The sequence below is a fragment of the Bacillus sp. SLBN-46 genome (assembly GCF_031453555.1).
Lineage (GTDB): Bacteria > Bacillota > Bacilli > Bacillales > Cytobacillaceae > Neobacillus.
In genome coordinates, this window is record NZ_JAVIZM010000001.1 from 256,538 (window position 1) to 280,267 (window position 23,730).

The 23,730-nt window shown below is 40.5% G+C and carries 23 protein-coding genes and 1 other annotated feature; of the genes, 4 read left to right on the top strand and 19 right to left on the bottom strand.

Features of this window, described 5'->3' with window-relative positions; translation table 11 throughout:
• Positions 1–10 precede the first annotated feature (10 nt).
• Positions 11–604 carry an undecaprenyl phosphate transporter UptA gene (gene uptA / locus QFZ87_RS01255; protein WP_396133885.1) on the top strand — a complete coding sequence of 198 codons (594 nt, stop codon included), beginning with the start codon at positions 11–13 and terminating at the stop codon, positions 602–604.
• A 27-nt stretch (positions 605–631) separates the two neighbouring features.
• Here the strand turns inward: uptA and QFZ87_RS01260 are convergent, their stop codons facing one another.
• The 5 genes from QFZ87_RS01260 to argS all read right to left on the bottom strand — a co-directional run bounded on the left by QFZ87_RS01260 (position 632) and on the right by argS (position 5,834).
• Complete coding sequence (locus QFZ87_RS01260) at positions 632–952, bottom strand: hypothetical protein (protein WP_309856798.1); 321 nt, start codon at positions 950–952, stop codon at positions 632–634.
• Between the two features lie 18 nt (positions 953–970).
• A complete protein-coding gene (locus QFZ87_RS01265) occupies positions 971–2,797 on the bottom strand; it encodes an APC family permease (protein ID WP_309856800.1) in 1,827 nt (608 codons plus the stop codon).
• Positions 2,798–3,027: 230 nt separating this feature from the next.
• On the bottom strand, positions 3,028–3,522 hold the full coding sequence (locus QFZ87_RS01270; RefSeq protein WP_309856802.1) for a methylated-DNA--[protein]-cysteine S-methyltransferase: 495 nt from the start codon (positions 3,520–3,522) through the stop codon (positions 3,028–3,030).
• Between the two features lie 80 nt (positions 3,523–3,602).
• Positions 3,603–4,070: a DinB family protein gene (locus QFZ87_RS01275; protein WP_309856805.1), complete on the bottom strand. Its 468-nt coding sequence runs from the start codon at positions 4,068–4,070 to the stop codon at positions 3,603–3,605.
• 69 nt (positions 4,071–4,139) lie between these two features.
• On the bottom strand, positions 4,140–5,834 hold the full coding sequence (gene argS, locus QFZ87_RS01280) for an arginine--tRNA ligase (RefSeq protein WP_309856807.1): 1,695 nt from the start codon (positions 5,832–5,834) through the stop codon (positions 4,140–4,142).
• Positions 5,835–5,885: 51 nt separating this feature from the next.
• Positions 5,886–6,098, bottom strand: a binding site (T-box leader).
• Between the two features lie 103 nt (positions 6,099–6,201).
• Between argS and QFZ87_RS01285 the strand changes: the two genes are divergently transcribed.
• Positions 6,202–6,459, top strand: a complete 258-nt coding sequence (locus tag QFZ87_RS01285; RefSeq protein WP_309856810.1) for an alpha/beta-type small acid-soluble spore protein — start codon at positions 6,202–6,204, stop codon at positions 6,457–6,459.
• Between the two features lie 109 nt (positions 6,460–6,568).
• Complete coding sequence (locus QFZ87_RS01290; protein WP_309856813.1) at positions 6,569–6,817, top strand: hypothetical protein; 249 nt, start codon at positions 6,569–6,571, stop codon at positions 6,815–6,817.
• 41 nt (positions 6,818–6,858) lie between these two features.
• Here the strand turns inward: QFZ87_RS01290 and QFZ87_RS01295 are convergent, their stop codons facing one another.
• The 5 genes from QFZ87_RS01295 to QFZ87_RS01315 form a co-directional block, all read right to left on the bottom strand.
• A complete protein-coding gene (locus QFZ87_RS01295; protein ID WP_309856815.1) occupies positions 6,859–7,431 on the bottom strand; it encodes a TetR/AcrR family transcriptional regulator in 573 nt (190 codons plus the stop codon).
• A gap of 156 nt (positions 7,432–7,587) precedes the next feature.
• A complete protein-coding gene (locus QFZ87_RS01300; RefSeq protein WP_309856817.1) occupies positions 7,588–9,084 on the bottom strand; it encodes an HD domain-containing phosphohydrolase in 1,497 nt (498 codons plus the stop codon).
• A 101-nt stretch (positions 9,085–9,185) separates the two neighbouring features.
• Positions 9,186–9,968 (bottom strand): ABC transporter permease, encoded by a 783-nt coding sequence (locus QFZ87_RS01305; RefSeq protein WP_309856819.1) that lies wholly within the window; start codon positions 9,966–9,968, stop codon positions 9,186–9,188.
• A gap of 6 nt (positions 9,969–9,974) precedes the next feature.
• Positions 9,975–10,778 carry an ABC transporter permease gene (locus QFZ87_RS01310; protein WP_309856820.1) on the bottom strand — a complete coding sequence of 268 codons (804 nt, stop codon included), beginning with the start codon at positions 10,776–10,778 and terminating at the stop codon, positions 9,975–9,977.
• Complete coding sequence (locus QFZ87_RS01315; protein ID WP_309856822.1) at positions 10,775–11,752, bottom strand: ABC transporter ATP-binding protein; 978 nt, start codon at positions 11,750–11,752, stop codon at positions 10,775–10,777. Before QFZ87_RS01315 ends, QFZ87_RS01310 begins: the two co-directional genes overlap by 4 nt.
• 174 nt (positions 11,753–11,926) lie before the next feature.
• Between QFZ87_RS01315 and QFZ87_RS01320 the strand changes: the two genes are divergently transcribed.
• Positions 11,927–12,850, top strand: coding sequence for a nuclease-related domain-containing protein (locus QFZ87_RS01320; RefSeq protein WP_309856825.1), 924 nt, complete (start codon positions 11,927–11,929; stop codon positions 12,848–12,850).
• Between the two features lie 779 nt (positions 12,851–13,629).
• On the opposite strand, the gene QFZ87_RS01325 is transcribed toward QFZ87_RS01320, so the two are convergent.
• From QFZ87_RS01325 to cdaA, 9 genes are all read right to left on the bottom strand, one after another.
• A complete protein-coding gene (locus QFZ87_RS01325; RefSeq protein ID WP_309856828.1) occupies positions 13,630–14,325 on the bottom strand; it encodes an AIM24 family protein in 696 nt (231 codons plus the stop codon).
• Positions 14,326–14,424: 99 nt separating this feature from the next.
• Positions 14,425–15,345 (bottom strand): class I SAM-dependent methyltransferase, encoded by a 921-nt coding sequence (locus QFZ87_RS01330; protein WP_309856831.1) that lies wholly within the window; start codon positions 15,343–15,345, stop codon positions 14,425–14,427.
• 134 nt (positions 15,346–15,479) lie between these two features.
• Positions 15,480–16,217, bottom strand: coding sequence for a hypothetical protein (locus QFZ87_RS01335; protein WP_309856834.1), 738 nt, complete (start codon positions 16,215–16,217; stop codon positions 15,480–15,482).
• A 2-nt stretch (positions 16,218–16,219) separates the two neighbouring features.
• Entirely contained in the window at positions 16,220–16,933 is a 714-nt protein-coding gene (locus QFZ87_RS01340; RefSeq protein ID WP_309856836.1) for a hypothetical protein, read from the bottom strand.
• Positions 16,934–17,019: 86 nt separating this feature from the next.
• On the bottom strand, positions 17,020–17,724 hold the full coding sequence (locus QFZ87_RS01345; protein ID WP_309856838.1) for an esterase/lipase family protein: 705 nt from the start codon (positions 17,722–17,724) through the stop codon (positions 17,020–17,022).
• Between the two features lie 201 nt (positions 17,725–17,925).
• On the bottom strand, positions 17,926–19,728 hold the full coding sequence (gene glmS, locus QFZ87_RS01350) for a glutamine--fructose-6-phosphate transaminase (isomerizing) (protein ID WP_309856842.1): 1,803 nt from the start codon (positions 19,726–19,728) through the stop codon (positions 17,926–17,928).
• Positions 19,729–20,225: 497 nt separating this feature from the next.
• Positions 20,226–21,575: a phosphoglucosamine mutase gene (gene glmM, locus QFZ87_RS01355; protein WP_309856845.1), complete on the bottom strand. Its 1,350-nt coding sequence runs from the start codon at positions 21,573–21,575 to the stop codon at positions 20,226–20,228.
• Between the two features lie 35 nt (positions 21,576–21,610).
• On the bottom strand, positions 21,611–22,828 hold the full coding sequence (locus QFZ87_RS01360; protein ID WP_309856848.1) for a CdaR family protein: 1,218 nt from the start codon (positions 22,826–22,828) through the stop codon (positions 21,611–21,613).
• Positions 22,821–23,648, bottom strand: a complete 828-nt coding sequence (cdaA, locus tag QFZ87_RS01365) for a diadenylate cyclase CdaA (RefSeq protein WP_309856851.1) — start codon at positions 23,646–23,648, stop codon at positions 22,821–22,823. Before cdaA ends, QFZ87_RS01360 begins: the two co-directional genes overlap by 8 nt.
• Positions 23,649–23,730 lie beyond the last annotated feature (82 nt).

The following is a 23,730-nucleotide window of genomic DNA, read 5'->3' on the forward strand; positions in this document are numbered from 1 at the left end:
AAGGTGAATTATGGCTGATTTTATTAATAGCGTTTTGGAATTTTTATCACAGTTAGGCTACTTTGGGATTGCCTTAGGATTAATGATAGAGATTATCCCTAGTGAAATTGTGTTAGGCTATGGCGGTTATATGATTGCACAAGGTCATCTGAATTTTATTGGTGCCGTGATTGCTGGTACCATCGGGGGAACGATCGCTCAGTTGTTTTTATATTGGGCAGGTTACTATGGCGGCCGGCCATTTTTAGAAAAATACGGGAAGTTTGTCTTAATTAAAAAGAGTCATATTGATATTGCTGAACAGTGGTTTGAGAAATATGGAGCGGGCGTTATTTTCTCTGCACGTTTCATTCCGGTTGTGAGACATGCCATTTCGATTCCTGCTGGTATTGCTAAAATGTCAGCTACAAAATTTACGCTTTACACTGTGGCAGCGGTGTTACCTTGGTCGATTCTTTTCCTTTACTTAGGTAAGGTGCTTGGTAGCAACTGGTCACATATCAAAGAATACGCACAGCCCTACGTCATGCCAATCATCATTGCAGCAGTAGTTTTAGGTGCCATTTATTTTATAATCAAAAAAACAAAGAAAACCACCGATTAGAATCGGTGGTTTCTCTCTTTATGGGCTTTACGACGGTTGCTTGGAAAACTTCGCTTGGGCCCAGGCATCGAGCTTTTTCACATGTTTTTTCCCAATCGTAAAACCATATAAAATCAGTAATAAAATAATTAAGGTAAACAAATCAATTTTTTTAGTCGCAATAAAGTTAACAATCCCCATTAATACCTGTGGAATCACGCCGGTTAACGCAAAGAGAACCGTAGCAACCTTAAACCAAAAGTTCGATTTCAACCCATATCTTGCATAGAGCAAGAAAAAGGTAGAAGACCACGCCAACACTTCAAGACTAACTAAAATGACCCACTTATTCTCAACCAAAAATTCCAAGTCCCTCTCCACCTTCTATTACTTTTTAAAATGAAATGGCAAGGTGGCCACAATCACTCTCTTTTTAAAGATGAGGTAGGTACGGATTAATAAGCTTGATTGATTATGCAATATGTTATGCCAGCTTTTCTTTGTAATGAATTGCGGAATCAGCACCGTCACTCGGTAATTGTTTTCACTCGCCTTGTGTTCCACCGTATCAATAAACTTCGATAATGGCTGTAACACACTGCGGTAATGTGATTGCAGTGTAACAAGCCGTACATCCGGCTGCCATTGCTGCCACTTTTCCTCAAATCGTTTTTCGTCTTCACGATCAAATGAAACATACACAGCAAAAATTTGATCAGTAATCGACTTGGCGTAGTTAATTGAATTGGCAACGACCTTCGTAATCCCTGCGACAGGCACGATGATGACGTTACCTGAAATGTTATAATCACAATCCCCCGGTTGAATTCTTAATTGTTCTCCTACCGCTTCATAGTGATTTTTAATTCTTAGGAAACCTATGACAATTAACGGCAAAAAGATGATAACAAACCAGACTTGACTTAATTTCGTTACGAAGAAAATGATTAAAACTGTTAAAGTGATGAGAGCTCCGACTAAATTAGAAGTCAACTTTGCTAACCAGCCTGTTGGTTTTTCCCTGAGCCACTTTAAGATCATTCCCGTTTGCGACAAGGTGAATGGTATAAATACCCCGACCGCATAGAGTGGAATAAGGCTCTCCGTTTTCCCCTGGAAAGCAATAATGAGCAGGATAGAAGCAATTCCTAAAGAAACGATCCCATTTGAGTAACCGAGACGGTCCCCCCTAATGGTAAACATCCTTGGCATATACTTATCCTTTGCCATGCTAAACGCAAGTAACGGAAAAGCAGAGTAACCGGTATTGGCCGCAAGCACCAATATCAGGGCAGTTGTTCCCTGGACGAAAAAGTAAAGGTAGTTTCGACCAAACGTTTCTTTGGCAATTTGAGAAACGACTGTTTCATCATGCCTTGGCGAAATTCCGTAATAATACGCCAGAAAAGTGATCCCCGAAAACAAGATTGCTAAAAGTGTTCCCATTAGGACCAGTGTTTTGGCCGCATTCTTTGGAGCAGGGTCCTTAAAGTTTGGAATGGCATTGGAGATAGCTTCCACACCCGTCAAGGCAGAGCATCCCGAAGCAAATGCCCGGAGCAGAAGGAATAAGGTAATCCCTTGAACCGGTGCCCCAATCGCCGCATGCTGAGCAGTCGGTGACACATCGCCAGTCATAATTTTATAAATTCCAACTCCAATTAATATAAAGAGAGCAACCACAAACAAATAAACTGGATAGGCTAAAATCGATGCTGACTCCGTTAACCCTCTCAGGTTAAGAATGGTAATGAAAACAACCAGAATGCACGCAATCAGCACGGTATGGGTATGCAGGGCAGGAAACGCTGAAGTAATCGCATCCGTTCCTGCGGATACACTAACAGCCACGGTTAATATGTAGTCAACTAGCAAGGATCCTCCAGCAATTAATCCCGCTTTTTCACCAATATTTTCTTTTGATACAAGATAGGCTCCGCCACCCTGTGGGTAGGAATAGATAATTTGTCGATAAGATAAAATGAGTGCAGCCAGAAGAAACAAGACGCCCACCGCAATAGGAATCGAGTACCAATAAGCAATTACGCTAATGGTTGCCAATACAATTAATATCTGTTCAGTCCCGTATGCTACAGACGAAAGAGCATCCGAGGACAAAATAGCTAAAGCCTTAAATACATTTAATTTTTGTTCACCTAGTGCCGTTGACTTTAACGGCCGGCCAATTAACAACCTCTTAAAAGAAGAGAGCATGTGATTCACCCACCACATTCAAAGTAGAATTACCGATTGATTTTATCACAAGATAACAGCGAAGTTGAAGTGTTTTCTTTTTGACAAAAGGAATTATTCCAATCAACCCATTTTCCCTTTTCTAGTTTAGAGTACCCGCTTTTAGCGCCATTAACCCGTTTTGGCCATTTCTCCGCATAAGAAAAACATGAAGAAATTAATCTTCATGCTTAGTGTACGATTACGTAATCCTATTGGGGAATGAGGCAGCCTTCAATCTCTAACAACATTTTTTTAATAGGCGTATTCGTCCCTGCATACCCTACCAGACTTCCGCTTTTCCCAATCACACGATGACAAGGAATAAAAATCGGCAACTGGTTCGCTCGATTGGCTTGTCCAACCGCTCTAACTGCTTTCGGATTACCAATCATTTCTGCTACTTCGGCATAGCTCTTTACTTCACCATAAGGAATAGATTGAAGCGCCTGCCAAACCTGCTTTCGAAAACCCGTTCCCTCAATGGATAGTGGCAGGTCAAAATCCTTCCTTTTTCCGTTGAAGTATTCGTCCAACTGACGAATCGCTTCACTACATAGTGCCTGGTTTTCAACCATGTCCGGATGATCGTTCAAAAACCTTTCCCAATCCTCCTCAAATAATTCCACTCGCTTAATCCCATCAGTATCTGCAATCACTCTTATTTTTCCAAATGGAGACTGATACTCGGCATAACCTAATGTCATGGTGTTCACTGCCTCTCTTTTATTCGTTACTCCCATTATATAAAGAAAGCTCGCCTAATGGCGAGCCCCTAACAGCTTTCTTATTTTACTTGAACTGCTTTAATCATCCGTTTCATCGCTTGCATCTGGCCCAGGTGAAGAGTTTCATGAAAAATAGCAAAACTGGTTAGCTCGCCAAATGTCTCTTGACCAAGGAATGGAGTTTTCAGCTTGGTACTAAAGCTTTCAACTGGAATTTCTTTAATTCTTCCCAATTGTTCTTTTAGCTGGGATACTAATACCTGCACGGATGGAACTTCCCCCTGCCAATCAGCTGGTTTGGTTCCATTTCCAAATAACTCTAAGTAGTTAACTGGTAAGTTGGTTGATTTTTTAGGAAAGCCAAACATAAATTGTTCTGCCACTGTTAATACATGACCAATATGCCAATGAAGGGTATTGTTAAAGCCCTCAGGTTGGACATCCACTATACTCTCTTCTAGCGCTTCCGCATTTTTAACAAATTGCCCTCTTGCTACTTCAAAGCTCTTAAATAATAGTTCACTCATTTCTTTGCCTCCCTTTTTTTCATAGCTCTATTTTATAATGTTATTAGGAAAATCACTAAATAAAAGCTCTTACATTTCCTCAGGCGCTTCTATTCCTAATAAACGTAGGCCCTCTTTTAGAACAACTGTTACCGCAAAGACCAGGGCTAAACGAGACTGTTTAGCTGGATTCTTTTCTAAGATTTTTACTTCTGCATAATACTTGTTAAAGGCTTGGGCAAGGTCCACAATATATTTCGCCACTTGTGATGGATCAAAGTTTTCACAGGCTCGTTTAATCGCCGGTGCAAATTCCATTAATAGACTGGTTACCTTCCATTCCTTCTCCCAAGAATAATCATATTCGATAGAATCAAATTTAGAATACCCGTCTCCTTTTCTTAAAATAGAACATGCTCGAGCATACGTATATTGGAGATAAGGTCCTGTCTCCCCTTCAAATCTTAGCATTTCCTCGAGCGAAAACTCTATATCATTCATTCGGTTGTTCTTTAGGTCATGAAAGATAACGGCTCCAACACCAACTTGTTTGGCTACTTCATCTTTGTTCCCGAGGTTTGGATTTTTCTCCTCAATATTATGTCTTGCCATTGCAATCGATTCATTTAGGACTTCCTCTAGTAAAACAACCTTCCCTTTACGAGTGGACATCTTCTTGCCGTCTTTCAGCATCATCCCAAATGGTACATGGACCATTTTTTCCGCCCAGTCATATCCCATTTTACCTAACACAGCTATCAACTGTTTAAAATGAAGACTTTGTTCATGTCCTACGACATAAAGGGATTGGACAAAGTCGTAGTTTTCTTTACGATAGAGGGCCGCTGCTAAGTCCCGCGTTGCATAAAGTGTTGCTCCATCGGATTTTTTAATTAAGCACGGTGGCAGCTGCTCCTCCGTTAGTTCAACCACCTGCGCTTGATCAGATTCCACTAATAACTGTTTCTCCTCTAGGAGCTTTACAATGCGTTCCATTTTATCATTATAAAACGCTTCTCCCGCGAACGAATCGAACTGGACGTTCATCAACTCATAAATTCTTGAGAACTCCTTTAAAGACTCGTCTCGGAACCATTGCCAAAGCATTAATGCCTCTTCGTCTCCGTCTTCAAGCCGCTTAAACCAGCAGCGTCCCTGGTCTTCCAATGCGGGATTTTTTTCTGCTTCCGCATGGAACTGAATATACAGCTGAAGCAGCTCTTTAATAGGGTTCTGTTTGACCTTTTCTGCATCTCCCCACAGCTGATAAGCGGTAATTAATTTTCCGAATTGTGTACCCCAGTCCCCAAGATGGTTAATTTTAATTGGTTTATATCCGCATTTTTCAACAATATGAGCGAGGGCATTGCCGATTACGGTTGAACGTAAATGCCCCATCGAAAACGGCTTAGCGATATTGGGTGACGACATATCAATCGTGATGTTGCCTCCGCCGCCGAGATCCTGTGAGGCGAAATTTTCTTCTTGAGCGAGGACTTCCTTCACTAGTTTTTTGGAAACAAGCTTTTTATTTAAAAAGATATTTAAGTAGGCACCCACTACTTCTACGTTTTCAAAGGTGGCAGATTGTATTTTTTCACTTAAGTCCTGTGCAATGGCATTAGGCGCCTTTCTTTTTAGCTTGGCTAGTGTAAAGCATGGGAAGGCAAGATCGCCATGGGATGTGTTTTTAGGTTTTTCAATCATGAGTTCCAGTTCGGTTAATGAAATTTCTTGATCAAGCAGTTCGTAAAGAATCGATGCAAGCTCTTTTTTAAAATTCATTCTGAAGACCTCCTAATTTATCTTTATACAACAAAAAACCCCCGCCTCTATAAAAGAGACGAGAGTTGAATTTCCCGCGGTACCACTCTAATTGTTCGTCATGAACCAGCTTTCCCTTGGTAACGGAGAATTCTCCGATGAACCCTACTCCATTCGGGTCCACATCTCAAAAGTGCGCTTCGTTATCTATTCCGTATCAGGCTTCCACCACCCCTGACTCGCTGCAACATCCTAGGTAACTACTCTCTTTTTCATTGACTTTTCCGACTTTATTATCAGTTATTATACTGGAAGGAAAAGGATTTATCCACTCATTACTGATTATTTTTTTTAATAGGGAAATTCTATACCTAAAGGAGGGATTTACTTGGCTAGAAGAAGAAATAAAATACTCGTTCCTGAGGCACGGAGCGGCTTAGATGCCCTTAAGGCAAAGGTCGTTCAATCACAAAGCCCGGAGGAGGCGAAGTTTGAAGCGGCCGAAGAGGTGGGCGTTCCTTTACAAAGAGGCTACAACGGCAAGCTCACATCTGAACAGGCAGGAAAAGTAGGAGGCAGACTTGGCGGCAGCATGGTCCGCGAACTTGTCAAGATGGCACAGGAAAACCTAACGAAAAAACAGTAAATGTGTCTAAGGGGGTCAGACCCCATTTTTGGTCTGACCTCCCTATTTTTGAAAAAAAGTTTGACAATTCTGTGACAATTGATAGAATATTCTTAACAAGGAGTTGATAATGATGCGTGAAATACATTTAAAAAGCATTTTTACTTTTAAAAGGACCGCTATTTTCGGGAGTATGTTAGGCATTATTCTTATATTGTTCGGACAATTTGTAAACGGTTCCAATAATGCTTATCTTTTAACTGCGCTTGGATTTGGTATCCTCTTAGGCTCTGTAGTCAATTACCTGTTTGGAACCTTTTTAAGTTTAATGGAAGAATACATTGCCAACAGCAAAGTGGCACCTAATAAGATAAAATGATAAAAAAGACTTGTGCAGGTTGGTTGCACAAGTCTTTTTTTCTATATGGTTAGGCCTTTTAAAAAAAATACCTTAATCACTTCCGCTATTTGCTCGGAGCTTAGCGGTTCGTGATGTCGCTCCCAATCGGAAACAAGAGCGATGTACATTTTTAAGAGAAGGAAGCTCGTTAACTCGATGTTGGTTGCAGGTATAGATCCTTTAGCAATAGCAACCTCAATTTTCTCTTTTAAGTAGGTGATAATCTCATTTTCCACATGCTGCAACATTTCGGAAACCGCAATCGTTCCCATTTCCGCTTCTTCTTGAACCAGCTTAATCATCAGCTGGTGCTGTGAACGGAATTCCAATAAGCGATAGAGGGCTCGATGAACTTTTTCCGTAAACGGCAGATCCGGTTGAATCACTGCCTCTGCTTCTGCTATCATTTCTTTTACCAACGTGGAAATGATCTCTTCAAATAGTTCCTCTTTATTTTTAAAAAAGGTATAGATAGTCCCTTTCCCCACATTGGCGAGCTTCGCGACCTGGTCCATGGTTGTCGCTTTGTAGCCAAATAGTGAAAAAGACTTGGTTGCAGCCTCTACAATCATCTTTCTTCTATCGGGTGCCATTCAGACCTCCCTCCTTTTTGACTATATTAGTTCTGCGGTCATATATATAATTTCACTATAGCACAGCTCCATAGTGGTTTCAAACCTCTGGGAATTTGTTTGGAAAATGGACAAAAAACATGACCAATCCAAATGCCGGTCATGTTTCATTGATTTTTATGCCAGGTTTCGGGCCATTCCTCTTTTTAATTCTACAAAAATATCAGCGAACACTGGATCCCATTGGGTACCTTTGCCCTCATGAATAATCGTTAGTGCTTTTTCAACCGGCATCCCACTGCGGTAAGGGCGATTGGAGGTCATCGCATCAAAAGCATCTGCAACCGCAATAATTCTTCCAAATAAAGGAATACTTTCACCTCTGAGGCCCTCAGGATAGCCTTTTCCATCATATCGCTCATGATGGTACAGCACACCTTCTACTACAGGTTGAAGGTCGGAAAATCCCTGAACTTGTTTAATAATATTCCTGCCTATTTCGGGATGTCTTTTAATTGCCGCGTATTCCTCATCCGTTAATTTCCCGTCCTTTAAGAGGATTCGGTCCGCAACTCCTATTTTTCCAATATCGTGTAAAAGTGCCGAGGTTTTTAAAAGCATTAGCTCTTCCTCATCTAATCCTGCTTTCTCCCCTATTTCTAGTGAATAAGCAGCAACTCGGGTAGAATGACCAAAGGTATATTGATCCCTCGCATCTAATGCAGCTGTCATACTCTCTAAAAAACTCGCAAACATGGCCTTGTTTTTTTCATCGCGAGTCTGAATTGCCTCCACCATATGATTAAATCCATTTACTAGTCCTGCGAATTCATCAGAGTACAAGGCATCGGTTTTCACCAAGGACCCTTCCTGAACCTCTCGCATGGATTTCCTGAGTTGGACGATTGGTTGATGAACATCTAGAAACAGCAGCTTAGCTCCATAGTAGGCAAAGATGAGGCCCAACACAATAATAACGGCTGCCCAACTCCAGAAGCTTTGGCTTGTGTTTTCCGCAATGCCCAGTTTTACTTGGGTTGCTAACCCAAATAAAAGAATTGGAAACACTGAAATATAGAGGAAACTGAACTGAAACTTGCGCTTGATTGAGAGAACCATTTTCCCTTTTAACGTTTGCTTTTCTCCAAATTGGTTGATGGCTATTTGCTCCACTTTTTTTAATAAGGGCTGAACGGCCTTGATGGCTAGGAAGAATTCAATAATTCCGTGCATTCCTGCCACAAGCGTAGCCCCGGCCATAGCTAGCAAAATATAATAATAATGAAGGTGTAATAACTGCAGTTTAATGGCAAAAATCGTTAGAACCATGGCAGGAATGGATAGGCCTAATAAGTGTGGCCCCATAATTCGCTTAAATGTCACTAACGGAAACTCATGCAAATAATCAAACACACGTTGCAAACTTGCAAATTCGTGTATTTCTTTCGTGAATACATCAGAAATAGGCTTTATGTCCTTAGAAAATCGAAGGAATTCTAGTATCATCATAATGATAAAAGAAGTTCCTAAAATCCCTAACATATACAAATATTCAGTTCTTGTAAGTGTTAAAGTGAAAAAGATAAAGACGCCGCCGACCACTCCGACCGCAAGCGATGACCCTATTAAATAGTTTTTTAATAATTGCTGTCGAAATCGTCTATATTCATTCATACAATATTGGCCTGCTTTCAGCGAAACTAGATTTTGTACCAATAATTATAAACGAATCCCATATCGTTTGTATCTATAACTACCTTAAATAGGAAAAAAACTTATGACCCTGTTGATCGATAACGCCTTACCCCAAATTGCCAGACCAGAAAACATGGCAGAATAAAGAGGCTCCCGGCAACTGGTGTGAGCAGATAAAGAAAACCATTCCCTTCACTTTTTCCGAGAATATACAGTAAGGGTAAATAATTAACGGTGCCAAAAGGAATCACATAGGTAAAGAAACGGGAGACCCACTTTTGATAGATATTAAGAGGATACTGGGCCATCTCTCGACCCCCATCGGTAAATATATTTGCCACCTCTAAACCTTGTACGGTCCAAAAACACATGGTGGCTGCCAGCATATAAATCCCGGTAAAGATAAGCACCCCGCTGATTATCATAAATATAAGTGTCAACATTTTTATTGGCGTCCAATCGATCGGTAGATTCATTACTGCCCAAATTAATACAAACAAGCTTTGAAGCAGTCTTCCAAATCTCGTAAACTCGAATTGGGAGCCCAATACTTGGACAAAGGTACTTCTTGGTCTAACCAGTAGCCGGTCAAAGTCTCCTTTTATGATGAGGCTTGAAAAGGTATCAAAGCCCCGAGCAAAGCATTCACTTAAGGCAAAGGCCATGTGAATGATCCCGAAGCAAAGAGCTACCTCGAAAAACTGCCATCCCTTTATTTGTCCAAATCTCTCAAACAATAAGTACAAACCTGCAAAAATGGCGAACGGAATAAAAAATTGCCCTAATGACAGCAGCAAGAAAGACGTCCGATACTGCATTTGAGATTTAAAGAGTATCTGTAAATATTTAAAATATAGTCGCAACCTATATCAACCTCCCTGAACGACGACTTTCCTTAAAATCCGGTTAAGTGCGAACCTTCCTAATACGACCAGTACCACCAAATAGGCAAGCTGGATAAGGATTCCGTTGATGGCAGCCTGCCCGGAGATATGCCCCGAATAGACTCTGAATGGAAAATCAGCTGTCCAGCGGAACGGCAGGATATTGGCAATAGTCTGAAGCCATGACGGCATGAGCGGGACTGGTATGATTAAACCTGCAAAAAACTCCCCGAGTACACTAAATAATAGAAGCGAGCCGACCGGTGACATCGTTACAAATACGGATATGTATAAGAACATAGAAATAGCAATTAACAGAAGCAATCCTAACAATAAAGTGATGATAAATAGTATAAGTGTAGTGACACTTGGCGGTATCGTCAGTCTGTAAGTGGTGGGCAGAAAGAGAGCAATGATCAATATGGGAAAGCAGCGTAGCATTGCACTCGACAACCGTTGGGCTAGCAGCTTCGCATACCAAAATCCATAGAGCTCCCAAGGACGGCAAAGCTCATACGCAATGTTCCCACTTGTTATCAGTTCAAACAGTTCATTATCGCGGAACCACATGGTAACAAAAACAAGAAAGGCCTGTTGCAGCCAAACATAGGTAATTATTTGTGGTAAGGATATAGGCGGTGTTTTGGCCGCATGTTGATAGAAGGCTTCGAACACCATAATAATGATCATACCCCAGAAGAATTGCGTAGCCACTCCCGCAAATGCAGCTGTTCGATACTGCATCCCCATGTTAAGCCTTAGCTTCAAAAAGGATACATATGGTCTCATATTTGGTACTCCTTATATAGCTGGACAATAATATCCTCGATCGGCTGCGTCTCGATGGTCACATCTTGGAGCTCAACCTGTTTGGACAGCTGAGTAATCACATCAGATGTTTTGATTGCCTCCGTATCTACACTCAGAACAACTCGTTCAGGTGACCATGAAAGGGTGGATGTCCCTGGTATTTGAATTTGCTTTGGATTTTTTTCATAATCAGCCGTGATCGTTTTATGGGTACCAAACTGCTTTCTTAACTCATTTAGATTGCCATCGTATAACATGCTTCCTTTTCCGATCAGAATGACCCGATCAGCCAATGCTTCAATATCGTTCATATCGTGTGTAGTGAGGATGACCGTTACACCTTTCTCCTTGTTAATCGTTTTAATAAACTGACGGACGGCAATTTTTGATACAGCATCAAGGCCGATGGTCGGTTCATCTAAAAATAAAATCTTGGGATTATGAATGAGGGAAGCTGCAATTTCACAGCGCATCCGCTGCCCTAAGCTTAATTGGCGGACGGGTGATTGGACTATTGTTTGCAGTTCTAGTGTTTCAATAAGTAGATCAGTGGTGGTGTTATATTCTTGCTGTGGAATCTTGTAAATATCTTTTAAGAGTTCAAATGAATCGAGTACGGGAACATCCCACCAGAGCTGGGAACGCTGGCCAAAAACAACCCCGATATTTTTTACATATTGCACTCGGTCCTTCCAAGGTGTATAGCCCATAATAGAACAGCTTCCGGTGTCAGGCACCAAAATCCCGCTCATAATTTTAATCGTGGTGGACTTCCCTGCCCCATTCGGTCCGATGTAACCGACGATTTCTCCTGGATTAATAGAAAAAGAGATATCCTTCAGTGCTTCTACTATCGTATGTTTTCGATAGAATAGAGCTTTTGCCGCTTCCTTCACTCCCGATGTGCGCTGGGCAACCTTATAGGATTTCGAGATACCTTCTAACCTAATCAAAACGCGTCCCTCCTTTTTGAGTCGCAGAGGAAAATAATAACATTTAGGGATTTTATTTGTCAATAATATTCTGAATAGTAAAAGTTAACTAAATGTTCATTTGTGTAGCACGTGTTTGTAGGTGAATTTTTATAAAATAGACTTGAGTGTTTTTATAGAGAAAGGAAGTTGCCCATGGATGTTTTAAAGCCTCGTACTGAATCAAAGGAATTATTAGTCTGGAGGAGTTTACATGCACGAAGTGAATTAACTTCTGATGAAAAATATTACTATTGTACCCTTGAAAAGGGATATGAAGGAGAGTTGATGTTCGATAAGCTGACAAAGGAGCTTCAATGTGATGTTTACATTTTGAACGGTCTACTCTTTGAAATCAACAACTCTTATTTCCAAATCGACACCCTACTGATTGCTCCACAAAAAATCTACGTATACGATGTGAAAAATTCCGAAAACGACTATTTGTACGAAGATGAAAAGTTTCGGAGGCTTCGGGGTGGCAACGATATCAAAAATCCATTACACCAATTGGAACGGTGTGAAACATTACTTCGGCAATTTTTGAAAAAACTCGGCTATCAGTTACCTATTGATAGTCACATTGTCTTCATTAACCCTGAGTTCACCTTATATCAAGCTCCCCATGACAAGCCCATTGTATTTCCAACGCAGTTAAATCAACTTTTCCAGCGATTAAACACTATTCCTTCGAAGCTATCAAAAAGACATAAAGATCTCGCTGACCAATTAATGGCTGCGCACCAAAATGAGTATCCCTTTTGCAAATTTCCTCCCTATCAATTTGACCAACTGAAAAAGGGGAAACTATGTGCAACGTGCCATTCCGTTTCTACTTTCCAAGGAGATAGACGTTTGGTTTGTGATGTTTGCGGCCATGAAGAAACTATAGATGCCGCTGTCCTCCGAGCTGTGGCGGAGTTAAGGCTGCTTTTTCCGGAGAAGAAGATTACTACGAATCTTGTTTACGAGTGGTGTAGTGAGGGTGAGGATGAGGGTGGTTCACGAAAGAGGGTTGTTAGGATTTTAAGAAATAACCTTTGTGCTAGGGGGTACGGGAGATGGATTTACTATGAGTGAGCAAAGATTGAAATACCTCATTTTAAACAAGTATAACTTTTGTAGGTGACTGTTCTGTGCCATTTGATTTGCCCGTGGTCTCGTAAATACACTGTACGAGACCTTTTGCTGTTTTTTCCTTTGACTTCGGGCGCATAGAACCTCTCTACGCTACCTTTTGTTGTTTTTTCCTTTGCCTTCGGTCGCATAGAACTCCTCTACGCTACCTTTTGCCATTTTTCTTTTTGGCTTCGGGCGCATAGAGCACCTCTACGAACCCTTTTTCCATTTTTCCCTTTGACTTCGGGCGCATAGAACCCCTCTACGAGCCTTTTTGCCATTTTTCCCTTTGGCTTCGGGCGCATAGAACCTCTCTACGCGACCTTTTGCCATTTTTCCCTCTGGCTTCGGGCGCATAGAGCCCCTCTACGCGACCTTTTGCTGTTTTTTCCTTTGGCTTCGGGCGCATAGAACCTCTCTACGAGCCCTTTTGCCATTTTTCCCTCTGGCTTCGAGCGCATAGAACTACTCTACGCGACCTTTTGCCATTTCTCCTTTTGGCTTCGGGCGCATAGAGCCCCTCTACGAACCCTTTTGTCATTTTTTCCTTTGACTTCGATCACATAGAACCCCTCTATGAGACCTTCTGCTATTCTTTCCTTCAGCTTCGGGCGCATAGAATCACCTCTTTGCGGAACCATCCTCTTCTTTTTGCATTCCACACAGTCCAATAGCCTCCCAACTCAATGAAAAAACGCCGTTTAGCTCATTCCCTAAACCGCGTCATCCCAAATTATTCTCTAGCTCTTGTTCTCAATCCTCCGAACTTCTTCGTAAGGCTGCACTACAACAAACCCATCCCCCTCGAACTTCATTTGGATAGACTCGCCGCTTCCTCTCCCAAAGAATGTCTTCAAACTGATATCCGTCTGAAACTCCGGACGAAGATTACCTGACCACGCAACCGTTGCATTAGGATCCGTAATAACAGGCTGGCCTGATGTAACCCTTAGAGTGAGCGGTTCATAATGAGTCGTGATGGCAATCATCCCAGTTCCTTCACAACGAACATTGAATAAGCCGCCAGCCATTAGCCCGGCAATCTTTTTCATTAACTTGATCTCCCACTTAATACTCGGCTCAAATGCGAGCAAATCATTCCCGTTCACATAGATGGATTCATTGTTCAAATGGAGAATGATAATTTTTTTACCTTCATCCGCCAAATACAATTTTCCTTGTCCGCCAGCTTTCATCAAAGAGGCCCCCTCACCGGTGATCGCCTTCTTGAAAGCCGTACCTAGACCATGCTCCAAAATCCCTTCTCGTTCAAACTTGATTTTCCCATGATACGCAACCATCGAACCCGCTTTCGCCCATACCTGACCGTCGAGATTCACCTCTAGCATTCTAGGAGTCTCTAATTCAAAGAATCCCTCACCTTTATCTACCTGCTCTGTTTTATCAATAAATTCACTAATGGAATACTTACTCAATCTTTCCCCTCCTAAATTTCCGCCTTCTCTTGAAAATTTTACCATACTTTCCCTTTAAAAAAATACACCGTTCATGTAATTTGAACGGTGCTTCCAGTTCTATTTCTGAACCACTAAATGCGCAAAGTGAAAATGATCGAAGGCGTGCAGGTCATCGTCTCTATCCGTAAAATACCACTCTTGAATATTTTCAGGGGATAAATTTTCATAGACTAACATATTGCGATCCTGGAGTTCCAGGTCAAGAGTAAGCGGGTCAAAACCGGTTACCATCGGTTCACCTGTATGTGCTGTAATTTGTCGCATTTGGATTAATTTCTTGGCGGCTAATTCGTCATTAAATGCAGTATCGTCGAGGTAATCAAAGATGAAAGAACTACCATTCACAGAAAGATCCGAAACAGTAGAAAGAAGTTGATAGAAATCTTGTTTCTCCAGGTACATCACCACACCTAGTAAGCTGAAGTAGGTCAATGTTTGTTCATTATAGCCGACCTTCATTAACTCATCCCGAAGCGAGTTCTCTTTAAAATCAACTGGAACAAATTTTAAGTTTTTCGGTATATCAAGACCCATTTCTTGGATGCGGTTGATTTTAAAAGCTTGGGTTGCAGGGTGATCGACTTCATAGATGATAAAATCGTCTGGGAGATTTTCTTGTTGTCTTAATGCAAATGTATCAAAGCCTGCCCCTAAAATCACATACTGTCTGACGCCTCGTTCAATCGCTGATAAAAGTCCATCCTCAGCGTAGCGAGCACGGCTGACTAATTGCGGCACGGTCTGATTGTTCATTACCCATAGCAATTTTTCCTCAAACGTCTTCAACGTTTCACTTTTTTCCGGAGCAAAAAACGCAATTGCATTTGCCCAATTCGTGCTGATCAACTGCTTTTCTTCCTCCTTTAACAGGGTACTGGCAACAAAATCATTAAAAATTGGTTGGTTACTTTGCAATGCATGATATCCCCTAGCATAGCAGCTGACTAATGCCGTTAAACTTTCCTTATTCTTTTCCAAAGAAACTCCCCTTCCTAATAAAAATAAAAAACTCCAAGCAGAATTCTGCCAGGAGTTTATTATATGACACATTATAATTATTTACAATAACGTTAAATTATAGCACAAATAAATTATTTTGTCAATAGTTTTTATTATTTTTCAATTTCCGGTTCACTTAACTGCCTGACAAACTCTCGATTAATATTACCATTTTGATAGCCACTCCCATTTACAGAATTCATCGTTCTTGCTTCTTGCCCCGACTTGTCATATGGAATGTATCCGAAGTAAATTCCCGCATTAGGTGTAATTCCATTTGAAAAAAGTCCAGGTGGTTGTACTGTGGTACCAGCTTGCGAATTCATAAACGAAGCCCAGTCAGCAGGCATTCTCAACAGTCCATAAGAATTTTTTTGTTCCACTATCTTTTCCATTTGAATCCTCGGTTCATACCATAGTTCTCTATTAGAACCATGATATCCTCTGTCTCTAATTATATAAAATTTCAATTGATTTACCTGGTCATCCGGATGGAAATTCCATAGAAAGTAAAACGTAGATGGGTCATTATTGTCTATTTTCCAAACATGAATATCCCCTGTAGTGTCGATGGAAACAACATTCCACTTATGCTGTTCCCATTGCCAATAACTCACTCCATACTTACCCTCCTTCGAAATAAAGGGGACAAATCGATGCCGCTCATCGATAGTGATGGTATCCTGAATGACATTCGGTGAAGCCTCCGGAAAAACGCGTTGAATCTTCTCGACTAATTGATCACTTTTGGGAAACGCAGTCGGTTTCGAAAAATAGTACCAATAAACCAATATACTAGATGCAACAATGGCAACAGCTAATAAAAAGAAAATAATCACTTTTCTATTCATTGCTAGTTCCCTCCCCTTAACAGTGACTCTTGTGAGCGGAAATAAAGCTGCTTTTTCGGCGTAGATACTAACAAACCTTTTCCATCAGCTTCTATGTAGATAACGGCATTAAGATTACTTCCCCATTTAGGAGAAAAGCCTATAAGTTGATAAGGGAATTTTTCACTTTTTTTAGTAGATTCCATTTCAATTTCGTTATACCATTCAATCCCATGGTTAGCTGCCGGCTTCATAGTATGTAATTGTTTTTCCAAACTTTCCTTATCTAATAATTGCTCTTTTGCCGAAGGATGTGTACTGATGACAGAAGCATCCTCCACATTAAAGATATATGTAGAAAGCTCATTTTCCGGGTAGACAACATGATGAATTGGTATAGATAATAACGCAGTTGCTAAAAAGATGAAATTTGCCCAAAAGCCCAGCCAGGCAAACGATCGGTATCTCTCCCATTTTCCTTCCTTGCTCTTTAAAAACCAATACAAAATCCAAACACCTAATGGTAAAATCGCAATCTTTATTGGGGTATCATTAAAGTTCCAATTAATAGAAAAAGAAAAGATTCCGATAAATACACAAACCATAATTTTCCAAGCCTTTGATTTTTCAAGTTTACGTTTATTAATCCGATAGGCAATGAACCCAATAATGCCCCACGATAAAATGACCCCCACCAACTCTATTAAATTAACTGAAAAATTATATGAAATATTCATCCTAACGCCTCCTACTTTACATAATTCTCCAATTATCTACAAAAATCCTTTATTAAAAGGCAGGAATCTAAACTCCTGCCTTAAAGTTAGTTGCTATTATCACCCTTACCATTTAAGCCATCCAATATTGCTGGTTTTGGCGCCTCGCTGCTTAGTAATCCACTATGGCTAACACCGCTAACCTCAACATTTTTAGCCCCATTCAATATCGAACTGGTATAAGGACTTATCACTTCATCAGTTGTACTGTAAATAGAGGTGTATTTAACAAAAGCACCTGGAGTCTCATCCCCACTATTTAGGTCCTGTAGGAACTGGCTATCTGGCATCATTTCTCTTGCACCGGCGGTAAAGAAGCCGTAATAGGCGCTGTTTGTACCATGATGTGGTGAACCAAGTGTAATCACATCGTTAACCTTGCTGGCTCCATTCAAATTTTTAATATAATATCGGGTGCTCAGGCCTCCCATACTGTGAGCAATAATATCCACCTTAGTAGCCTTCGTTTTTTTCAATACTTGGTTAACAAATTGTGATAACTCATTCGCATTTTGTACATTGCTTCCTGTTGTATTCGAAAATTGAATGGCAAATAAACGACTCTCCGGCCAGCCTGCACTAATCAGCCACTGCTTCATCGTATCGAAGCTCGATGTGGAACCGGTATACCCATGGACAAAAATAACGGGATCAACAGTTGGTGTTGTGGTGGTTCCCCTTGCAGCATAAGCGGATTGATACACCCCAAAAACTAAGATAAAAATCGTAAACAAACTCATGACTCTTTTCATAAACAACCTCCCCATTATTAACCAACTAATCTATTAAAATTAGAAACAGTACCTTTAATTATATATTCCAATATTTATATGAAATGTCAGTATTCTTTTACTATTTGTTAATAGGGGGAAGTTTTCTGCTTTATAACATAGTTAAAAAATAAAAAGCCCCGTTCCAATACTGGAACGAGACTTTAGATTCTCCTATAACAATTACTCAACCGTTACTGATTTAGCAAGGTTACGCGGTTTGTCTACGTCGCAATCGCGGTGTAGGGCTGCGTAGTATGAAAGTAATTGTAATGGAATGACAGAGATAAGTGGTGTTAATAAATCATTTACTTCTGGAATCACGAAGCTGTCCTCGTCACGGTTTAGACCCTTCATCGAAATGATGCATGGGTTCGCACCGCGGGCAACAACTTCTTTTACATTTCCACGAATACTTAGGTTAACACTTTCTTGCGTTGCAAGAGCGATTACTGGTGTACCTTCTTCAATTAAAGCGATGGTACCGTGCTTTAATTCACCGCCAGCAAAGCCTTCTGCCTGAATATAAGAGATCTCTTTCAGCTTTAAGGCACCTTCTAAACCAACATAGAAGTCAATTCCACGGCCGATGAAGAAGCAATTGCGTGTAACGGATAAAAATTCTCTTGCGATCTGTTCGATGATTTCTTTTGAATCACAAAGAACTTCCATCGCGTTCGCCACAATACCTAGCTCTTTTACAAGATCAAAATCAACACTTAGGTTACGGCTCTTCGCTGCCACTTCCGCTAAAATAACAAGAACAGCTAATTGTGCAGTGTAAGCCTTTGTAGAAGCAACAGCAATTTCAGGACCCGCATGTAATAAAAGCGTATAGTCTGCTTCACGAGAAAGCGTAGAACCGGGAACGTTTGTAATTGTTAAGGCTGGGTGACCCATTTCTTTCACATTAACAAGAACGGCACGGCTGTCCGCAGTTTCTCCACTTTGTGAAATGAAAATAAATAACGGCTTTTCAGAAAGCAACGGCATGTTATAGCCGAATTCACTTGAAATATGAACCTCAACTGGAATCTTTGCCATTTTCTCAATAAATTGCTTTCCAACTAGACCTGCGTGATAAGAAGTACCAGCAGCAATAATGTAGATCCGGTCAGCTGCATTGACCGCATCGATGATTTTACGATCAATCGTTAATTCACCTTGCTCGTTTTGGTACATTTGGATGATTCGACGCATCACTAGCGGCTGCTCATCAATTTCTTTTAACATATAGTGTGGGTACGTACCCTTTTCAATATCACTTGCGTCAAGTTCTGCTTTGTATGGAGCACGGTTGATGATTTCACCACTAAGATTTTGAATGGTCACTTCATCTTTTGTGACAATAACAATTTCTTTGTCCATTAATTCTACGTACTGATCAGTTACTTGAAGCATAGCCATGGCGTCACTTGCTACTACATTAAAGCCATTTCCAAGACCGACAAGAAGCGGACTTTTGTTTTTCGCAACATAGATGGTATCATTGTCCTCAGCATCTAAAAGCGCAAGCGCATAAGAACCGTGTAACAATGTTAGTGTTTTACGGAAAGCTTCTAAAACGTCTAAGCCTTCGTTAACAAAAAGTTCAATCATCTGAACGATAACTTCTGTGTCTGTTTCACTAACAAATGTTACGTCTGTTAGGTATTCGTTCTTTAACAGGTCATAGTTCTCAATAACACCATTATGAACCAAGGTAAAACGGCTAGATGCACTTTGGTGCGGGTGAGAGTTCACTTTGCTTGGAACACCGTGTGTTGCCCAGCGAGTATGACCAATCCCGATGTTAGCCGAAACGTCCTGGTCTACAATGTTACGTAAATCAGCAATGCGGCCCTTTTCCTTAAACACATGAATGCCATTTGCGTTCTTAACAGCAATACCTGCTGAGTCGTATCCTCTATATTCAAGTTTTTCTAACCCTTTTAATAAAATTTCTTTCGAGTCGTTATTTCCAATATATCCAACAATTCCACACATTTTCTATTTCCTCCCTGATACAGGGGGCAAGGCTCTTTGGAGGCGTACTTGCCCCCTTATCTCTGTTTTTTAGGTATCTGTCTATACCGTTTTAAACATTACAATTAGTATGCGCATATTCTTCTCTTTGTGCACAGAGTTGCCCCTATGTTTTAAAGAAGAAATTTTTCGGTTGTGCGTTTCAACCGGGAGGTATCCGCCGATCATTCGATAAACCTCCTCCTCGTCAACTAATCTATCCACTGAAGATTAGTTCAGGCGCTTTTATGTTCGTACCTAACACCTATCCACCTTTCTATATTAGAATGGTCCACATGCTTTAAAAAACAAAGCATGTTAATACTACTATGATTGGCAGAGTCCGTCAACTAATAACCTAAAATTATAAATATTTTCCACATTTAACCGATAATACATAATAAAGTATGCATCGGAGATTCTTCCCGTTCCTTTAAATTGGAAAAGCTCCAGCTTTTATGCTGGAGCATCGTTCCGAATTATTCTTTTAATTCCATTTCTTCTTTAACAACGGCAACAATACGATCGACATAGGCATCGCAAAGTTCCTGTGTCGGAGCCTCAGCCATCACTCGAACTAGCGGCTCTGTTCCTGATGGACGAACAAGGATTCTTCCGTCCCCAGCCATTTCTGCCTCTACCTGATCTATAACTTCCTTCACTCTCACATTATCTGTTACATGGTGCTTATCCGTCACACGCACATTCACGAGCTTTTGAGGGAATTTTTTCATTTCGCCCGCAAGCTCAGATAATGGCTTTTGTGTCGCCTTCATAATGTTTACTAATTGTAATCCTGTTAATAGACCGTCACCTGTTGTGTTGTAATCCAAGAAAATAATATGTCCGGATTGTTCTCCACCTAGATTAAATCCATTTTTCTTCATTTCTTCTACCACGTAGCGGTCACCAACAGCAGTCGGTACACTGTTAATTCCATGGCTTTCTAATGCCTTATAAAAACCAAGGTTACTCATGACTGTAGACACAATCGTTCCATGCTTTAAGCGTCCATGTTCCTTCATATACTTTCCACAGATATAGAGAATTTGGTCGCCATCGACAATATTTCCTTTTTCATCAATCGCAATTAAACGGTCGCCATCCCCATCAAACGATAATCCAACATCTGCACCTTTTTCTTTTACTAAAGCAGCAAGTGCTTCAGGGTGGGTAGAGCCAACACCTGCATTGATATTTAGCCCATTAGGAGAAGCTCCCATCGTTGATAGATCGGCATCTAAATCGGCAAATAGGTGAGAGGCTAATGATGAAGTTGCTCCGTGTGCACAGTCTAATGCAATATGAATGCCGGAGAAATCTTCGTCCACACTATTCTTTAAGTATTGTAGATACTTTTGTCCACCTTCAAAATAATCCATGACTTGTCCAAGATCTCCACCCGTTGGACGTGGCAGTTGATCTCCAGGTAAGTCCATTAACTCTTCAATTTCATTTTCCTGCTCATCCGAAAGTTTAAAACCGTCTGGACCGAAAAATTTAATTCCGTTATCCGCTACAGGGTTATGTGAGGCAGAAATCATTACCCCCGCCTGAGCTCCTAATGCTTTTGTTAAATAAGATACACCTGGTGTAGAAATGACACCTAAACGCATAACCTCAGCACCAGTAGACAATAATCCTGCTACGAGGGCACCTTCAAGCATATGACCAGATATACGTGTATCACGCCCAATTAGTACCTTTGGACGATCTTTATCCTTCGTTAAAACATAACCGCCAAATCGGCCTAATTTAAAGGCTAATTCAGGTGTTAATTCACTATTTGCTACTCCACGTACCCCATCGGTACCAAAATATTTTCCCATTTCAAAAATCGCTCCTTCAATATATAGGCTGGATCTTATGCATTGTTATTTGTAATTTTGATTTTCGCCTTTGCTTTATCCGGTTTCCAGTTGAGCTCTTTAGGGCCTTCTATACGGATATTCACATCATAATCCCCTTCAGAAAGGCTGGAGAGGTCAACATACACGGAAAAATCCTCAGGCTTTAACCCATTTACAGCAGCACTAGGACCAGTAACCAATAAACTGATCATCTGATTTACTGGGTCGTTAATCTCCGCATTATAATTTTCGGATAATCCTCGAATTTTTAAAGGGATTCCCGAAACTGTTTTTTCTTCCATCTTTTTGACGACAACTGTTGCCTTTACCATCTGCGGTGTAACCTTCGTAATTCCATTCGAAATTATGACAGGTAAGTCGAGCGTGGTATTCTCTGTAATTTTGCTAACGTCCACTTCTACACGTACACTTTCGGTATCCTTTAGAATATCCTCCGGACCGATAATGGTCGCCTCTTTTACATCTAAATCAATGGATTCTATTGTCACTCCCGTTGGCGGTGTTCCCTTCTTTTGCACCGTAATCGGGACCGTCTTACTATTATCTTTAATTGGAATGGTGACTTTTACTGTACCTGGCTCCACCGTAACATCCAACTTATTTAAATCCTTATCTAAAACTTGAACCGTGGCTTCTTTCGTAACGGTTTCCTTCCATTTCTCTTTTGCCTCTAAAGTCGCTTTTACATAAGTAATTCGATCAATGGCACTCTTCGCACCTGTGATTTTCACTTTATTTGGTTCTACAATAGGTTGTCCGGCAGAATATCCATCCTCAATTTGTCCCTTGTTAAATTCTGCTTCGACCTTAAATTCCTTGGTGATTTTTTCTTGCACAGACACTGTTACCGTATCTGGTTTCAAGGTTGCCTTTAGTTTATCCGAAAGGTCTTTTACCTCTAGTTTCACTTTTTGTTTTCCAATTTTCGCATTCGTTAAATCCACGAATACTTCAAAATTTCTTAAAGTATTGGCAGACTGAACATGTGTCATTGGACCTTTTAGGGTAATATCCACTGTCTCTGGGATACCAGATACCACTAGATTTTCCGTATCATAATACACTTTTACAGGAAAATCCTTAATGGTAACTGACGATTGCTTTCCTGGTACATTGACATCACCTGAGTTTGGTATGGAGGAGTACAATAGAACAGCCAATAATAACGCAAGAATTTTTATAAACCATGGGTTATCCATCAATTTATCCATTATTCTTCCCCCTCCAGTTCCAACGAGCGGAAGAAACTTGTTTTGCTTTATTATGAATGATTAATTCACTCGTAAGTAATTCTTTTAATCCATCTGCTTTTAAATCACGATGTAGTTCTCCATTCCTGGTAAGAGAGATACTTCCCGTCTCTTCCGAAACAACGACGGTTATACTATCCGTAACTTCACTAATTCCTAGTGCCGCCCGATGCCTTGTGCCTAGCTCCTTTGAAATAAATGGACTCTCAGACAAAGGAAGATAGCAGGCAGCCGCTGCAACAGTATTCTTTTGAATAATCACAGCCCCATCATGGAGGGGGGTGTTTGGAATAAAAATATTAATGAGCAATTCCGAAGAAATTGTGGAATTTAAAGGAATACCTGTTTCTATGTAATCACCCATACCCGTTTCTTTCTCAATCGATATCAAAGCACCAATACGGCGTTTCGCCATATAGTCTGTGGCTTTAATAATTGCTTCAACTGTTTTTTCTTGATCATCATCATCTGAGTTACTGCTTCTTGAAAAGAAGCGCCCTCTCCCTAATTGCTCAAGTGCTCTTCTGAGTTCAGGCTGAAAGATAATGATTATAGCAAGAAATCCCCAATTTATGGCCTGTTGCATCATCCAGCTTAATGTGACTAAGCCAAGGTACTCACTGACAACTCTGACTAGAAGGATAACCAATATCCCTTTTAATAACTGAACGGCTTTTGTTCCTTTTATCACATTAATCAGTTTATAAATGACATACCATACGAGGACAATATCAACAATACTAGCTAAATACTTCCATACAGTGAAATCAGCAAACTGCATTGTTTTTCCTCCGTAATTTTATAAAGACCTTATTCATCACAACTTAATTATTATACCATAAATTCAACATACACTTATTATA

What these genes read in the sequence shown, in the direction of transcription:
- uptA (WP_396133885.1), top strand. Translation starts at nt 11, where the DNA reads ATGGCTGATTTTATTAATAGCGTTTTGGAATTTTTATCACAGTTAGGC.
- QFZ87_RS01265 (WP_309856800.1), bottom strand. Translation starts at nt 2,797, where the DNA reads ATGCTCTCTTCTTTTAAGAGGTTGTTAATTGGCCGGCCGTTAAAGTCA.
- QFZ87_RS01270 (WP_309856802.1), bottom strand. Translation starts at nt 3,522, where the DNA reads ATGACATTAGGTTATGCCGAGTATCAGTCTCCATTTGGAAAAATAAGA.
- QFZ87_RS01275 (WP_309856805.1), bottom strand. Translation starts at nt 4,070, where the DNA reads ATGAGTGAACTATTATTTAAGAGCTTTGAAGTAGCAAGAGGGCAATTT.
- argS (WP_309856807.1), bottom strand. Translation starts at nt 5,834, where the DNA reads ATGAATTTTAAAAAAGAGCTTGCATCGATTCTTTACGAACTGCTTGAT.
- QFZ87_RS01290 (WP_309856813.1), top strand. Translation starts at nt 6,569, where the DNA reads ATGATGCGTGAAATACATTTAAAAAGCATTTTTACTTTTAAAAGGACC.
- QFZ87_RS01295 (WP_309856815.1), bottom strand. Translation starts at nt 7,431, where the DNA reads ATGGCACCCGATAGAAGAAAGATGATTGTAGAGGCTGCAACCAAGTCT.
- QFZ87_RS01300 (WP_309856817.1), bottom strand. Translation starts at nt 9,084, where the DNA reads ATGAATGAATATAGACGATTTCGACAGCAATTATTAAAAAACTATTTA.
- QFZ87_RS01310 (WP_309856820.1), bottom strand. Translation starts at nt 10,778, where the DNA reads ATGAGACCATATGTATCCTTTTTGAAGCTAAGGCTTAACATGGGGATG.
- QFZ87_RS01320 (WP_309856825.1), top strand. Translation starts at nt 11,927, where the DNA reads ATGGATGTTTTAAAGCCTCGTACTGAATCAAAGGAATTATTAGTCTGG.
- QFZ87_RS01335 (WP_309856834.1), bottom strand. Translation starts at nt 16,217, where the DNA reads ATGAATAGAAAAGTGATTATTTTCTTTTTATTAGCTGTTGCCATTGTT.
- QFZ87_RS01340 (WP_309856836.1), bottom strand. Translation starts at nt 16,933, where the DNA reads ATGAATATTTCATATAATTTTTCAGTTAATTTAATAGAGTTGGTGGGG.
- QFZ87_RS01345 (WP_309856838.1), bottom strand. Translation starts at nt 17,724, where the DNA reads ATGAAAAGAGTCATGAGTTTGTTTACGATTTTTATCTTAGTTTTTGGG.
- glmS (WP_309856842.1), bottom strand. Translation starts at nt 19,728, where the DNA reads ATGTGTGGAATTGTTGGATATATTGGAAATAACGACTCGAAAGAAATT.
- glmM (WP_309856845.1), bottom strand. Translation starts at nt 21,575, where the DNA reads ATGGGAAAATATTTTGGTACCGATGGGGTACGTGGAGTAGCAAATAGT.
- QFZ87_RS01360 (WP_309856848.1), bottom strand. Translation starts at nt 22,828, where the DNA reads ATGGATAAATTGATGGATAACCCATGGTTTATAAAAATTCTTGCGTTA.
- cdaA (WP_309856851.1), bottom strand. Translation starts at nt 23,648, where the DNA reads ATGCAGTTTGCTGATTTCACTGTATGGAAGTATTTAGCTAGTATTGTT.